This window comes from Pseudomonas sp. JZ114, assembly GCF_051027705.1.
GTDB classification, from domain to species: domain Bacteria; phylum Pseudomonadota; class Gammaproteobacteria; order Pseudomonadales; family Pseudomonadaceae; genus Chryseomonas; species Chryseomonas luteola.
Map to the genome: position 1 here is coordinate 1,884,347 of NZ_CP069256.1, position 14,919 is coordinate 1,899,265.

At 55.3% G+C, this 14,919-nt stretch carries 15 protein-coding genes; 9 read left to right on the forward strand and 6 right to left on the reverse strand.

The features are described 5' to 3' along the window. Nucleotides 1–32: 32 nt before the first annotated feature. Nucleotides 33–467, reverse strand: a complete 435-nt coding sequence (locus JQR90_RS08775; RefSeq protein ID WP_010798076.1) for an NUDIX hydrolase — start codon at nt 465–467, stop codon at nt 33–35. 319 nt (nt 468–786) lie between these two features. Here JQR90_RS08775 and JQR90_RS08780 point away from each other — a divergent pair, with 319 nt between their 5' ends. From JQR90_RS08780 to JQR90_RS08795, 4 genes are all read left to right on the forward strand, one after another. After that, a complete protein-coding gene (locus JQR90_RS08780; RefSeq protein WP_010798077.1) occupies nt 787–1,701 on the forward strand; it encodes a hypothetical protein in 915 nt (304 codons plus the stop codon). Nucleotides 1,702–1,703: 2 nt separating this feature from the next. After that, nucleotides 1,704–2,141, forward strand: a complete 438-nt coding sequence (locus JQR90_RS08785) for a phage holin family protein (RefSeq protein WP_010798078.1) — start codon at nt 1,704–1,706, stop codon at nt 2,139–2,141. After that, on the forward strand, nt 2,138–3,031 hold the full coding sequence (locus JQR90_RS08790) for a DUF3618 domain-containing protein (protein WP_150347541.1): 894 nt from the start codon (nt 2,138–2,140) through the stop codon (nt 3,029–3,031). Before JQR90_RS08785 ends, JQR90_RS08790 begins: the two co-directional genes overlap by 4 nt. Before the next feature lie 353 nt (nt 3,032–3,384). After that, the gene (locus JQR90_RS08795; RefSeq protein ID WP_051370197.1) at nt 3,385–3,720 is read left to right on the forward strand and encodes a hypothetical protein; all 336 of its coding nucleotides are present in this window, start codon (nt 3,385–3,387) and stop codon (nt 3,718–3,720) included. Here JQR90_RS08795 and JQR90_RS08800 read toward each other — a convergent pair. Next, nucleotides 3,714–4,235, reverse strand: a complete 522-nt coding sequence (locus JQR90_RS08800) for a hypothetical protein (RefSeq protein WP_100217730.1) — start codon at nt 4,233–4,235, stop codon at nt 3,714–3,716. The genes JQR90_RS08795 and JQR90_RS08800 overlap by 7 nt on opposite strands. Before the next feature lie 276 nt (nt 4,236–4,511). Here JQR90_RS08800 and galU point away from each other — a divergent pair, with 276 nt between their 5' ends. Both galU and gorA read left to right on the forward strand, forming a co-directional pair. Continuing rightward, entirely contained in the window at nt 4,512–5,342 is an 831-nt protein-coding gene (gene galU / locus JQR90_RS08805; protein ID WP_010798082.1) for a UTP--glucose-1-phosphate uridylyltransferase GalU, read from the forward strand. 130 nt (nt 5,343–5,472) lie between these two features. Further along, nucleotides 5,473–6,834 carry a glutathione-disulfide reductase gene (gene gorA / locus JQR90_RS08810; protein WP_010798083.1) on the forward strand — a complete coding sequence of 454 codons (1,362 nt, stop codon included), beginning with the start codon at nt 5,473–5,475 and terminating at the stop codon, nt 6,832–6,834. A gap of 63 nt (nt 6,835–6,897) precedes the next feature. Here the strand turns inward: gorA and JQR90_RS08815 are convergent, their stop codons facing one another. Next, complete coding sequence (locus JQR90_RS08815; RefSeq protein WP_010798084.1) at nt 6,898–7,911, reverse strand: bile acid:sodium symporter family protein; 1,014 nt, start codon at nt 7,909–7,911, stop codon at nt 6,898–6,900. Nucleotides 7,912–7,994: 83 nt separating this feature from the next. On the opposite strand from JQR90_RS08815, the gene JQR90_RS08820 reads away from it, so the two are divergent. After that, nucleotides 7,995–8,786 carry an AraC family transcriptional regulator gene (locus tag JQR90_RS08820; RefSeq protein ID WP_010798085.1) on the forward strand — a complete coding sequence of 264 codons (792 nt, stop codon included), beginning with the start codon at nt 7,995–7,997 and terminating at the stop codon, nt 8,784–8,786. A gap of 11 nt (nt 8,787–8,797) precedes the next feature. Beyond that, entirely contained in the window at nt 8,798–9,424 is a 627-nt protein-coding gene (locus JQR90_RS08825; protein WP_010798086.1) for a trimeric intracellular cation channel family protein, read from the forward strand. Between the two features lie 3 nt (nt 9,425–9,427). Here the strand turns inward: JQR90_RS08825 and JQR90_RS08830 are convergent, their stop codons facing one another. The 3 genes from JQR90_RS08830 to JQR90_RS08840 form a co-directional block, all read right to left on the reverse strand. After that, a complete protein-coding gene (locus tag JQR90_RS08830; protein WP_010798087.1) occupies nt 9,428–10,168 on the reverse strand; it encodes a PIG-L deacetylase family protein in 741 nt (246 codons plus the stop codon). A 91-nt stretch (nt 10,169–10,259) separates the two neighbouring features. Continuing rightward, entirely contained in the window at nt 10,260–12,827 is a 2,568-nt protein-coding gene (gene ligD, locus JQR90_RS08835; protein ID WP_010798088.1) for a DNA ligase D, read from the reverse strand. 11 nt (nt 12,828–12,838) lie between these two features. Beyond that, nucleotides 12,839–13,744, reverse strand: a complete 906-nt coding sequence (locus JQR90_RS08840; RefSeq protein ID WP_073449675.1) for a Ku protein — start codon at nt 13,742–13,744, stop codon at nt 12,839–12,841. Nucleotides 13,745–13,929: 185 nt separating this feature from the next. Between JQR90_RS08840 and JQR90_RS08845 the strand changes: the two genes are divergently transcribed. Beyond that, nucleotides 13,930–14,919, forward strand: coding sequence for an XdhC family protein (locus JQR90_RS08845; protein ID WP_010798090.1), 990 nt, complete (start codon nt 13,930–13,932; stop codon nt 14,917–14,919).

The window sequence follows — 14,919 nt, forward strand, 5'->3', positions numbered from 1 at the left end:
CAGGAACGACAGGCGTAGACTCTTGACTCTCGTTATGCCTGTCGGTTCGCAGGGGAAAAGCCCGTATTCCGCTGCAATAGCGGTAGAACGTGTTCAGACAGCAGGGGCGCCAGAGCAACCTCATAAGGTGGTGCCAGCGGTATCCAGGCCAGCGCCTCAAGCTCCGCCGCTACAGCCAGCGAGGGTGTATCTACATAAGCCATGAAAAGCTCTGCCTCGATCATGGTGTCTGGCTCGTTGGCAGCGGGCGCCTGGAAGAGGCCGAGCGGCTGGCAGGTCTCGGTATCCAGCAGCAGATTCAATTCTTCCTGAATCTCTCGTGCAAGTGCTTCGAGACCGCTTTCGCCTGCCTCCAGTTTGCCGCCAGGCAACATGAAGAATCGGGTATGTCGTTTACGTACCACGAGTAATTCGTTTGCCGGGTTGAGCAGGCAAGCGGCGGCAATCTTTAGGCGAGTAATAGGCATGACACATCCTTGTCTTGGAAGAGGGCCGCTATTGTCCGCACCTTGGTCAGTACTGACCAGCCCTATGTGCAGCTGGGGTATGAGGAATTGATGCGAAAACCAGAGGTAATCGATTTTTCCAACATTTCACAAAAAAACCTTTAAAGGCGGCGTATACCGATGCCGGTTATCGTGAATAGCGCTACTTGACAAAATCGAAACGAACTCCTCCGTGCCGCTGAAGTCACCTTATTAACGCGCAGTTTTATGTCTTTTGAGTCACCGCTGCGCTTACCAGCCGCTATTGTGCGGAAAAACGTAAAAATGGTGGGACCAAGCTATGACATCACCCTACGAGAGTAATACTCGAGAAAGCCAGCAGCAGAGTATGCCGTCTGCCCAAGAACAGGCCGAAGCCATGAAAGATAAGGCCCGGAGTGTGGCGGACAATGCAATGGTGCAAGGTAAAGGTCAGATTGATCGTTACAGCGACAAAGCCGCCAATGAAATCGAAACCGTCGCTAACAGTTTCAAAGCGGCAGCGTCGGAGCTGAGCGACCAGGATCGTGCCGGTCTCTCAGGCTATGTCTCCGATATCGCCCAAAGCATGGCCGGGCTAGCTGATACGCTACGTGGCAAAAGCGCTGATGAGTTGATCCAGGAAGCAGGCCGACTGGCCCGTGAAAACCCGGCACTCTTTTTGACCAGCAGCATCGCTATTGGCTTCGGACTGTCTCGCTTCGCCAAGGCCAGCAGCCGCAAAGCCAATACCTCCGGCATGGAGATGTCGTCCTCGAACACCAGCGGCTCCGGAGTAGGTTCCGATCTGTCCTCCGGTTCGTCCTATACCGCTCGGGCAGGTGCAACGGGTGAAACCATGACCACACCGCCAACGCTGGGCGAGAGCGACAAGGAAACATCCTGTCGTGTAATGGGCTCTAGTGCGGCCATGGGAACCACATCTTCGGTTAACCATGCCGGTATGGGTGGCTTTGAGCATTCAGATGGCACGCGTACCATCGATCCGGCATCCCAGACCAGCACACCTGTTATCGCCGAACAGGAAAGCACCTATCAAAACAGTACCTCCCAGTTGCCTAAAGGCGATACCACGGCCACTACCTCAATTGTCCGTCCAGTGCCTACATCCGACTTGGGCGATACCCCACCCTATGGTTCCCCCGCGCTTGATCCTGATCGTGCATCAACCACAGCGCTAGGCAATACCAAGAAGGACACTAACGGAGGTCTGTAATCATGAAAGAACAACCGAACCTACGTGATGCTACCTATCAAGAAGAGACTGGCATCGATTCAAATTCAACCTCGATTGCAGGTCTGGTGCGTCAGCTGACACGCGAAGTGCCTTCTCTGTTTACCAAGGAATTAGCACTAGCCAAGGCTGAGATTACCGAAGCCTTGAATACTACCAAGGCTGCCACAATCAGCATGGCATCAGGCGGTATTGTTTTGATGGCCGGTTTTATCATGCTGCTGCTTTCAGCCGTTCTTGGACTGAGCCAGGTCATGGCGCCCTGGTTGGCCGCCCTGATCGTGGGCGGTGTGGTGTGCATAGTGGGTCTGGTAATGGTATCTGCGGGCAAGAAGAAACTTGACCCTGCGGCGTTCAAGCCAGAGCGAACCATTAATAGCATGCAGAAAGATAAAGAAGCCGTGAAGGGGAAAGTAGCATGAGCACCGATACCCATAGCCGACTAGACGCTGAATCGCAAAAAGATCCTGCGACTCTTGAGCGTGAAATCGATCAGCAGCGTGACAGTATCAACGATATCGTGAATGCGCTGGAAAGCCGCCTTTCTCCCGGCGAGTTGCTTGACAAGGCAATGACCTATGCCAAGGGCAATGGAGGCGAATTTATCAATAACCTAGGCTCGACCATCAAGGCGAACCCAGTGCCGACACTGCTTACCTCGGTTGGGCTCATGTGGATGATGATGGGCCAGAATCGCAGTCAGCCCTATACCAATGCAGGCATGTCCTCCACAGGCATGTCCTCTACAGGCACGTCCTCCACTGGTATCGTCGATTCGCTAAGGGACAAAGCTTCAGGCCTGAGCGACACATTACACGACAAGGCCAACAGTATGTCCGGCGCGGTACATGACAAGACAGACAGTATGAGAACGCAAACTCAGGGCTTTAAGGACAAGGCTGCGGACATGCGCAGCAGCACGTCTGACTCCATGAGTTCAGCCCGTCAGACTGTAAGCGAAAAAGCTCAGACTGCATCCGAAACCATGCGTAACCAGACGGCCAAGGCCAAAAGTGGTTTCCAGTATATGCTGGAAGAGCAGCCGTTGGCGCTGGGTGCCATTGGGATTGCAGTAGGTGCGCTACTTGGAGCGACCTTGCCTGCAACCGAGCGTGAAAATCGCTTGATGGGCAAGACCAGTGATCGGATCACTGACAAAGTGAAGATGAAAGCCGAGCAGGGTTATGCCAAGGCAACTGAAGTAGGGCAGGATCTGGCTGATCAGGCGACAAATCGTGTTAAGGAAGAAGCCGACCACATGTCTTCCAAGCATCAGGAACAAGAGCCACAGCGCGCATCACGCTCCATGTGATATGTGCTTTCCCGCTAGCGGCCTGCGCTCGGTAGGCCGCTAGAATTTCTCTAGCTTTTGATTGGATTCTCCTGAGTCGTATCGGGTATAGCGGCCTTCTAACGGAGGTACGAACGTGCAATCGATATCTCACGATCCACTCCTTCCCGTATCCCTTTCTTTTTTCGTCTATAGAAAGCCTTTGTTGGGACTTTATTGAGTCCTGCCAGAATACTCTGCCTACGAACGCCGTCCTGGCTTCACACGCCCTACGCGGCACCACCGAAAAACTGAAAAGGTGTGCGACGGGACCAATGGTTTGAAACAGGCCCTTTCGTAGAGGTCTTAATGTGGAGGAGGAGCAGGAGATCGAAATGAGCGTATTTAAAATAGCAATGTGCGGGCTTGGGCTGGCATTGGCGTTGGCCGCTAATACAGGTATTGCAGACGAGTTTGATAGACGTGCGATACCCCGAACCTATATAAGCCCCGGAGCGTCCGGGAGCATCGAGACGCAGCAGCGTAGCCAGTACTATAATCTATACGGTGGTCAGGCTGTCCCGCGTGGAACGGTTCGGGAGTACCGCTCTCATTCCAGCGGACAGTATGAACAGCGAGGCTCGATTCGCCAGAGCACGGAATACCCTGGCGGAATCGAAATTGAACGGACGCCGGGCTCTACAACCAACCGGCTTGAACGTCGTCAGTGAGTCATGGCCGCTGTTTCGGAAGGCTTGTCACTGCTCAGACGCTCCACCAATACCAATGCCTTCTCGAAAGAAGGATAGCCGCTCTTGGCAACGTCAAGATCGCTGTAGCTGTCCTTGTAGGTTTCCGCTCGAATAGGGTCTGCTTCAGTTACCAGGTAAGGCTTGGAATAGACCTGATAGAGCATTGCATAGGCCAGCGGATACTCTTTCTTGGCTGAGGTTTCCAGCAGGGACAGCACGTCATCTGCTTGCGGGCCTTGCTTGATCATTACCAGCGCCTTGTAGAACTCGATCTCGCCGGTGCCTTCTTCAGCTTTGTCGGTTTGCATCGAGGCGCGATTGAGCAAGGCGTCAGCCAGTTTGAGTTCATCTTCCCCTCCGGATACTACAAGCATCTTTGCCTGGAGGAGGTCATTCTGGGTGAGCAGATGCAGTTCTTCCTGAGTAAGTTGAGGGGATTTACTGGCGCAGCCTACCAGCAATGCGGTAGCGAAAAGAGGAATCCATTTTTTCATAATAGATCGTTTGATCCCTTGTCTAACCATCTGAAGCAGCTTGTCTTCGACGGTGGTGGTGCCAACGAGTTCACTACTCATCATATCTCGTCTGCGGAAAAGCGCTTTATAATCGAACCGCTGGGCGCTTTCGTGGTCGGATCTCCCAACGCTCGGGGTCGAGCGCTTTTAGACGTCCATTTAATCGGTCACTGAGAGCCTCATGCTGAGCATTGTAACCCGATGAACGGCTGTTTAGACTGCCATAGTATTGCTCCCACAGATCAAAGGACGCCCATGATCACCAAATGTCTGTTCCCGGCCGCCGGCTACGGCACTCGCTTTCTTCCAGCAACCAAAGCGATGCCGAAGGAAATGCTGCCCATCGTGAACAAGCCCCTGGTCCAGTACGCCGTTGAAGAGGCACTCGACGCTGGGCTCAAGCAAATTGCTATGGTCACCGGGCGTGGCAAGCGCTCTCTGGAAGACCATTTCGATATCAGCTACGAGCTGGAAAGCCAGATCAAGAACACAGCGAAGGAAAAGTACCTGACCGGGATTCGCCGCCTGATCGACGAATGCTCCTTCTCTTATACCCGTCAGATCGAAATGAAAGGTCTGGGTCATGCCATCTTGACTGGCCGTCCTCTGATCGGTGACGAGCCGTTCGCCGTTGTGCTGGCGGACGACCTGTGCCTGAACCTCGAAGGCGATGGCGTTCTGAAGCAGATGGTCAAGCTGTACAACCAGTTCCGCTGCTCTATCGTGGCTATCCAGGAAGTACCTGCGAACGAAACACACAAGTACGGTGTGATCTCGGGCGAAATGATCCGTGATGATATCTACCGTGTGAACAACATGGTTGAGAAGCCCAAGCCGGAAGATGCACCTTCCAACCTGGCGATCATTGGCCGTTACATCCTGACGCCTGATATTTTCGACCTGATCGAGCAGACCGAGCCGGGCAAGGGCGGTGAAATCCAGATTACTGATGCCCTGATGAAGCAGGCTCAGGACGGTTGTGTTCTGGCTTACAAGTTCAAGGGTCAGCGTTTCGACTGCGGTAGTGCGGAAGGCTTCGTTGAAGCAACCAACTTCTGCTTCGAGAACGTCTACAAGGAGCTCTGATCTCCTTGTTAGCCTGTGTTTGACAGAAGCCACCTTAGGGTGGCTTCTGTCGTTTAAGGCAACAGTATTTTCGTCAGCAGCGATGCAGGTGCGTTAAGCTGGTGAGCAGTTGAGCCGATCAGGATTCGTCATGACATACGATTTTGACCTTTTTATCATCGGTGCGGGTTCGGGCGGTGTTCGTGCAGCGCGTTTTTCCGCCGATTTTGGTGCTCGCGTGGCCGTAGCGGAAAGCCGCTACCTGGGCGGCACCTGCGTAAACGTCGGCTGTATGCCGAAAAAGTATTTCGTCTACGGGGCTTCGTTCCACGACGAGTTCAGGCAGTCGCGCAGTTATGGCTGGAAGGTCGAGGAACAGGGGTTCGATTGGCAGAATCTGCTAGCCAATAAAGACCATGAGATTCGTCGACTGAACGGCATCTATCGTGCATTGCTCATCAACAGCGGTGTGACACTGCTGGAAGACCATGCGCGAATCATTGATGCGCATACTGTCGAGGTAACGGGCAAGCGCTACACCACCGAGCGAATCCTCATCGCTACCGGCGGTTGGCCGTCAGTGCCTGAGTTGCCTGGCCGTGAACACATCATCACGTCCAATGAAGCCTTTTATCTGGATAAGCTGCCCGAGCGAATGATCATCGTGGGTGGCGGTTATATCGCGATTGAATTTGCATCGATCTTTCACGGCCTGGGTGTGAAGGCGACTCTCATGTACCGCAAGGAGTTATTCCTGCGCGGGTTTGATGACTGCGTACGGGTGCATCTGCGGGATGAATTGCTCAAGCGAGGCCACGATCTGCAGTTTAATGCGGAAATTGCCCGTATCGACAAGCAGAGCGATGGCAGTTTGAAGGTTACGCTCAAGGATGGCCGTGTTCAGGAAACTGACTGCGTGTTCTATGCGACAGGCCGTCGCCCCATGCTGGATAACCTGGGCCTGGAAAACGTTGGCGTCGAGCTCGATGAACGTGGCTTTGTGAAGGTGGATGAAACCTTCCAAACCACGGAGCCCTCAGTGTATGCGATTGGGGATATCATTGGCCGTGTGCAGCTGACGCCTGTTGCCCTGGCAGAGGCCATGACCTTGGCCCGCAGCCTGTACAAGCCTGAAAGTTACAAGCCACTTGATTACAACCTCATCGCTAGCGCGGTTTACAGCTTGCCTAACGTCGGAACGGTAGGACTGAGTGAAGAGCAGGCCCGTGAAAAGGGCTACAAGCTCAGGATTTTCCAGACGACCTTCAAGCCTACCAAGCTCAGCCTGACCAATGAGACGGAGCGTACGCTCATGAAGCTGGTCGTAGACGCTGAGACTGATAAGGTGCTGGGTTGCCATATGGTCGGGCCCGATGCTCCTGAGCAGATCCAGTGTCTGGCAGTGGCTCTCAAGGCCGGTGCAACCAAAAGCTGCTTTGATGACACCATCGGTATTCACCCGACAGCAGCGGAAGAGTGGGTGACCATGCGCTCCCCAGTGAGAGAAGACTGATTTACGTAATACATAAAAAAGGCCGGTAGTGACCGGCCTTTTTTATAGGTTAAGCAAAAGAATTCAGTGCGCCTTGGCTACCTTGGTTTCACTGGCGGTTGTCTCTTCACGCCGCCCGTAGCGCTGTGACAATACCGCACATACCATCAGCTGGATCTGATGGAACAGCATGATGGGTAGCAGAATGGCACCCATGCTACTGCCAGCGAATAACACCTTGGCCATCGGCACGCCAGTCGCCAGACTCTTCTTGGAGCCGCAGAAAACCACTGTGATCTCGTCTTCTTTGTTAAAGCCCAACAGGCGCGCCGTATAGCGGGTAATCAGCAGCGCCAGCGTGAGGATTACCGAGCAGACTGCAGCAAGGCCCAGCAAAGCGGTCAGTGGAATGGATGACCAGAGGCCTTCAAGAATGGCAGCGCTGAACGCAGTATAGACAACAAGCAGAATGGAGCCCTGATCGACAAACTTGAGGCTGGACTTGTGTTTGTCGACCCATCCGCCAATCCAGCGGCGCAGGATTTGACCCGCAATAAAGGGAACCAGAAGCTGAAGGAAAATCTTGGTAATGGCATCTAGGGTGGACATGCCGTTGGTGTCTCCACTGCTTTGCGTGTCCAGCAGCAGGCTTACCAGTAGCGGCGTCAGGAACACACCAATCAGGCTGGACGCCGAGGCACTGCACACGGCGGCAGGCACGTTGCCGCGGCCCATTGAAACAAAGGCGATGGAAGACTGTACGGTTGCCGGTAGGGCACACATATACAGTACGCCCATGTAAAGCTCAGGCGTGACGAGGGGCGAAAGCAGCGGCTTGAGCGCCCAGCCCAGCAGCGGGAATAACAGGAAGGTGCAGCAGAAGATCAGGAGATGAAGGCGCCAGTGGGTAACGCCCGCTACAATGGCCTCGCGTGACAGCTTGGCGCCATGCAGGAAAAACAACAGGCCAATGGCGATGTTGGTGATCACATTGAGTACCCCGGCAGCGGCTCCGCTACAGGGAAAGATGCTAGCCAACGTGACGGTTGCTATCAGGTACAACGTAAAGTTGTCGGGTAAAAAGCGTGGACGAGCCATTCACATCTCTCGAACAGTTGTTGAGTCTGACTTCGCAGTCTACTGTGGTGTGATTATTCCGACTAACGTCAAAAAGGCTTTCAATGTCGCCTAACGGACAATCCGCTGAATTACGCCGGCAGATTCCTTCTCTCAAAGCGCTGCCTCGCCCGGTTTATGCCCGGGCCGAGTCGCTGGCACGTGGCTCCTGGACGCCTTGGCATAGTCATCCGTGGGCGCAGCTCTCCTACGCCATCAAGGGGGTGCTTTCGGTGCACACTAGCGCGGGTAGTTTTGTCGCACCTCCTCAGCGGGCCGTGTGGATTCCGGCGGGGCTGGAGCATGAGGTGCGCTCTTCAGCCGAGGCTGAAATGCGCAGCCTCTACCTAGGACCGCAGCTATTGCCGAACCGGGGGGCCGAGTGTCGGGTACTGAGCGTCAGTTTGTTGTTGCGCGAACTGATAAGAACGTTCACAACCTTTCCCGTCGAGTACGATGAAGAGGGTGGTGAAGGGCGCCTGGTCGAGGTGCTGATCGATCAACTGGCAATCGCGCCTCATATGGCGTTATCGCTGCCATTACCAGCAGATGCTCGACTGCGCCGATTGTGTGAACACTTGCAGCAAGCGCCGGATGATCAGCGCACCCTGGCGGAGTGGGCATTACTGCTGGGGGCTTCCGAAAAAACCCTGAGTAGACATTTTCAGCGGGAAACCGGTCTTACCTTCAGAGCCTGGCGGCAGAAGCTGCGTCTGCTAAGCGCACTGACCCTGCTTGAGCGGGGCGACAGTGTCACGGCGGTAGCTTTGAGCTGCGGCTATGATTCGCCGTCAGCCTTTATCGCTGCGTTTCGAGCGCAGTTCGGAACAACGCCGGGTGACTTCTTTACCCTCTGATGGAGCCCTCGATGGTTTCGCTGTTTTATCTGTGCGATCTATTTGGCGTTGCTGTTTTCGCTATTACCGGCGCCCTGATGGCCGGGCGCAAAGCAATGGATCTGTTTGGTGTTCTGGTAGTGGCCCTGGTAACTGCACTGGGTGGCGGAACCCTGCGAGACGTGATTCTGGGGTTGCATCCGGTAAGCTGGATACGGGACGACACCTACATTGCAGTGGTTGTCTTTGCCACTTTAGGTACGGTGCTGTGGGTACGTCTGACGCGACCGATACCGGAAAAAGCGCTTCTGATCGCCGATGCATTTGGTCTGGCAGTGTTTACCGTGATCGGAACGGAAGTCGCCCTGCGTCAGCAGGTACCTTTAAGCACAGCCGTCATCATGGGTGTCATGACCGGTGTGGCTGGTGGTGTCATCCGAGACATTATCTGCAATGACATTCCACTGATCTTTCATAAGGAGATCTACGCTACACCCTGTATTCTCGGCTCGCTGGTATATATCGGGTTGAACCGCCTGGCGCTGCCGGCAGAGCTAGTCACAGGCGTTGGGATGCTAGTGGTGCTTCTTATTCGCCTTGCCGCGATCCGTTGGCATTTCGCCTTGCCTCGCATGCAGTTGCTTGACCGTAACCGGTAGTGCTCAAACCAGAAAGATCTCCCAAGGCCGAAACAGGCGCGACAATACATGGGATGGCAGGATAGGCTCTGGCGCCGGGCCGTTGGCTGTGTTGAATGCCTCGACAGCATAGCGCTTAGCGGCAAGACTGGACTCATCCAGCGGCAGCCGTCGAGCCCGCTCCCAGGGAAAGCGGTCATCACCCGGACGGAGCCATTGCCATGCCCAAAGCGGGACTTCAATACAGCGAGCCCCTGTGACTACACAGGCAAAGCTGGCGGCACGGCCTGTCGCTTCGTGATCGGCATGACCATCCTCGCGCCAGGCGGTGAACACCGTATCGGTCGACTTGATGAGTGCCGCCAGTTGTTCGCTAAGCCGTTGTTCTTCATTGCTGGCGATGCCGTCGGAAAAGTCCAGCCGGCAGATGTCTACGGACTCCAGGCACAGCCGTCGGCTGGCTTCACGACTTTCCGGCAGGGTAGGTACATGGAAAACCGGTTGGCTGCCCAGTCCTTGCTTGTATTCACCCCGTGTTACGCTGACTAAAAGAACTTTGCGCCCCAGCTCGGCAAGCTGGGCCAACAAGCCGCCACAGCCCAGAATTTCGTCATCCGAATGAGGCGCAATGATTACGGCCCGTCGACCTGGCGGGACCAAATGATTGGCATCAACTTCCGGAATTCCGGCAAATCGGGGCCAGGCGGCCCACTCCTGCGCAGAGGCGCTTTTTTCCTCCAGGGTGCGGGTATTGAGCGTCGTCATATCGCTGTTCCTCGTGCGAGGCCACTACCTCGCATAATGCCGAACTGATATTGGGCGCTTTTGAGGCACATCAACAGTACAGGCGAATCATTTACTCCATACCTAACGTTTTTCGCTGCGCAGCGGTAATCCTCTGGCGCACGGTTGCGTAATCTGCCCAAGGATCATCTTGCCGATGATCCAAATGGTCGAACAGCGTTTCCAGTGTCCACTGGTCGCCTCGTTCAAGTGTTTTCAGCTCCTCACGGCCTATAGGGACCGATACGCCTAGACCTGGGCGTGCCCGTAGCGAATAGGCCGATACCGTAGTAGCACCTTCGCGATTGCGCAGGTAATCGATAAAGATCTTGCCGACTCTGTTCTGCGCGCCCATCTTGGCGGAGAAGCGCTCTGGAATAACCGCCGCCATATGCTGAGCAATGGCCTGTGCAAAGTCTTTCACGCTATCCCAGTCATCTCTGCGTTGCAGAGGAACAACAATGTGCAGGCCCTTGCCGCCACTGGTCTTGATAAAGGCTTTGAAGCCCAGCTCATCCAGTAGGGTCAGCAACAGCTCCGTTGCCTCCAGCATCTGTTTCCAGGGCAGTTTGGGATCAGGATCAAGATCGAAGATCATGCGATCCGGTTTACCGATCTGGTCAGCCCTGGCGTTCCAGGTATGCAGTTCGACTGTGCCCATCTGCGCAGCGCCCAGCAGTGCCTCAAGGCTATCAATCACCATAAGCGGTGCATGGCCTGGATCCAGAGCCGGGTCCAATTCGCGGATATGCGGGATTGCCAGGGTTTGCTTGTGCTTCTGGAATATCTGTTCGCCTTTGATGCCTTCAGGAGTCCGTACCAAGGCAACCGGCCGGTTTTTTAAGTGTGGCAACATCCATGGCGCAATACGCTCATAGTACTCTGCGACGTCTAGCTTGGTGGTTTTTGAAGACGGATCGATAACGCGCTCTGGGTGGCTGATGCGCACGCCTGCGACTTCAGCACCCTCTTTTTTCGTTAAGGCTAACGCTTTCTTTGGCGCAAGGGACGAAGCCTTACGCGGGACGACCTGCGCCTGTTCGAGCCCAATATCCTGAGCCGGCTTGTCTTGCCGCAACCCATGGAAAACACCCTGGCGTACAATTCCGTCGTTGGTGATAGCTGCAAACGCTACTTCACACAGTAATTCCGGCTTGAGCCATGTAACGCCGCGGGCTTGAGCACCCCGAGGCGGGTTCTTAAAGGGGGAGGTGTCAGTTGTGTAGGGCTGCATATGCTCATGGAGTGCAGCCAGGCTTTCCCGGGTAAATCCCGTTCCGATCTTTCCTGCAAAGCGTAGTGAGCCGTCCTTGTCATGCAGGCCGATCAGCAGCGCGCCAAAATGACTTCTTGCTCCCTGGGGTTGGGTATAGCCGCCAATGACGAACTCCTGCCGGCGCTTGCACTTAAGCTTGATCCAGTCGTTGCTGCGCCTGGAGGTATACGGGCTGCCAGCACGTTTTCCAATGACGCCTTCCAGGCCAATGGCGCAGGCACTTTCCAGTATCTTGTTGGCGGGTACGTCGAAGGCTTCCGAATACCGTATGACGTAAGACTGGGTGGTATCCAGTACGGCTTTGAGAGCACGACGACGTTCTTCGAGTGGATAACTGCGCAGGTCCGTACCGTTACAGAACGGCATATCGAACAGGTAGTAGAGGATGGTGGTGTTTCGGCCGGTATCGAAAGCGTTTTGCAGGGCCTGGAAATCAGAGACGCCATTGTCGTCGAGTACGATAATTTCGCCATCAAGCCAACCATTATCCAGGCCAAGTGTTGAGAGAGCCTTTGCCTGTTCTGGCAGACGATGGGTCCAGTCTTTGCCGTTGCGTGTGATAAAGCTGACCTTGCCATCATTAATACGGGTCAACAGGCGATACCCGTCAAACTTGATCTCATAGAGCCAATCGCCTGCTGGGGGCGCGTCGACCAGCGTGGCCAGTTGGGCTTCGACCACTTCAGGCAGTGCCAAAGGCGCAGCGGAAGATGTTGCCTTTGCCGCCGTGGTACGGGCCCGCCTGGGTTTTGCTGGCTCCGCTGCCTTAGCAACAGGCGCCGCTGCTTTGCCCAGTCGCGGTAAAGTCTTCTCGCTCAGTACGCTGTCAGGTAGAGCCTCGGTTACGTCATATTCGCTATGAGGTTTGGCGTCATCGTCTTTTTCCTTGATCAGCAGCCACTGCTCTTTTTTGCCGTTGCCATGCAGGCGCGTGCGCACCAGCGTCCAGTTGCCCTTGAGCTTTTCGCCTTGCAGCTCGAACTTGAGCTTGCCCGCCGCATAATCGGTAGCTGCATCGCCATGGGGTATCCAAATGCCACGATCCCAGACGATGACGTCTCCGCCACCGTATTCGCCTTCTGGAATGCTGCCCTCAAAGGTGCCGTATTCGATCGGATGATCTTCAACGTGAACAGCCAGGCGCTTTTCCTTGGGGTCATAGCTGGGACCTTTGGGAATGGCCCAACTCTTCAAGGTGCCGTCCAGCTCCAAACGAAAGTCATAATGCAGCCGGCGTGCATCATGTTTCTGAATGACGAACTGTAGCGCTTCGGGCGAGGTGCGCGTATGGGGCGCATTGCCTTCAGGCTCTGCAGTCACCTTGAAGTTTCGCTTACGGGAGTACTCGCTCAGCGGGTTCGCCATGGCCGGGTTCCTTATTTGGCTGCTTTACGGCCTTTGGGTGAGGCGGTACCTGACGAACGTCGGGTGGTGCTGGTGCGCTTTGGCTTTGCCTTGGGGGGTTGGGCTTTTTCTTCGTCGCTCTCGGGCGGCGTGCGTGTGCCTCTCAGGCTACGTTTGAGCAGCTCGGTAAGGTCAATGACATCGGCCGTACGTTTGGGTGCTTCCTGTTCAGGCGCTTCAAGCGTTTCGAGCTTGCCCTCACGTACCTTGCGCTCAACCAGCTTCATGACGTTGTCTTCGAAGGTGTCATGGTATTGCTCTGGATCCCACGACTCGGTCATGTCTTCAACCAGGCGCTCGGCCATGTCGATCTCGCGCTTGGACACCTTGGCGTCCAGGTCTTCAAGGCCCACGTCCTCGGCTGAGCGAACCTCGTTGGCCCAGCGCAAGGTGTTGAGCACGAGCGTATCGCCCAAGGGCATGATCACAGCAAGGTGCTGCTTGGTGTGCATCACGACGTTGGCTACGCCAACCTTGCCGGTGCGTTTGAGTGTCTCTCGCAAAAGGATGTATACCTTCTCGCTGTGTTTCTCAGGAGATAGAAAATAGGGCTTTTCGAAGTGCAGGATGGAAATCTCGCTGGCCTCGACAAACGCCAGAATGTCGATCGTCTGGGTGGCTTCCGGCAGGGCGTTGTGAATCTCCTCGTCGCTAAGCACGACATACTCGCCTTTTTCGTGCTCGATACCTTTGACGATGTTTTCCCGGGAGACCTCTTTGCCCGTATTCTTGTTGACGCGCTTGTAGCCCACCGGGTCCATGCTGCGCTTGTCCAGCCAGTCGAAATCGATTCCATGGCTGGAGGTGGCGGATACCAGGGAAACCGGAATATTGACCAATCCAAAACTGACGGCGCCTTTCCAAATCGAACGTGGCATACCGGTTACCTCCAGGTGTGTGCTTTCCAGTTTTGAGTTGGCCGCTGCGTCCGAGGTTCCAAAGCGCCATGACGGACGGGGAACCAGATACGTTTCAAAGGCTCTACCCGTGACTGTCGAGGCAAAGCGCGCCTGCTATACACTGGCAGCGCATGGCCTCCTGGCTTACCGATTGAGTGAATTGAATGGATAGTGTGGATTCGAGCGTGTTGCGCAGCGCCTTGGCTTGGCGTCGGGAAGGGCATCGCGTTGTGTTGTTTACGGTGGTTCAGACCTGGGGAAGCTCCCCGCGTCCACCGGGTGCCATGTTGGCTCTGCGGGACGATGGTCGTGCTGCCGGCTCGGTTTCTGGTGGCTGCATCGAAGATGATCTGATTGCACGCATGCATGATGGCCGGATTCCCGAAACTGGAATAGAACTCATCACCTACGGTGTGACGCAGGAGGAGGCCGCTCGGTTCGGGCTTCCCTGTGGCGGAACGCTGCGTTTGGTGCAGGAGCCTTTAGGTGATCCACAGTGGATTGCCGAACTACTGAGCCGCTGTGACAATCACGAGCTGGTGGCCCGGCAGCTTGAGCTTGGCACCGGAGCCGTTCAGTTATTTCCGGCGCAGGCGGACGACGCCCTGCATTTGGATGGGCAGACCTTGCGTGTCGTCTATGGACCGCGTTGGCGATTGCTGTTGATTGGCGCAGGTCAGCTGTCCCGCTACGTTTCCGAAATGGCTCATATGCTGGATTTCGACGTGTTGATCTGCGATCCGCGGCAGGAATTCAACCACGGCTGGGAGACTTCAAAGGCGCGTTTCGTCCCGGGTATGCCAGACGATGCGGTGCTTTCCATTGTTCCTGATGAGCGGACGGCGATCGTGGCGCTGACTCACGATCCGCGTCTGGATGACATGGCGCTTCTAACCGCGCTCAAGTCCTCGGCTTTCTATGTCGGCGCGCTGGGCTCGTTGGGTAACAGTCGCAAGCGTCGGGAACGCTTGGCCTTGTTTGATTTGAGCGAGGATGAAATCGATCGCTTGCACGGCCCTATTGGCCTGCATATCGGTAGCCATACGCCGGCCGAGATTGCTGTTTCACTGCTGGCCGAAGTGATCGCTGTAAAAAATGGTGTTGCGCTGACGCAAAAGAAACAGCCCAAGCCTGTTGTCGATCAAGTGGCCTGA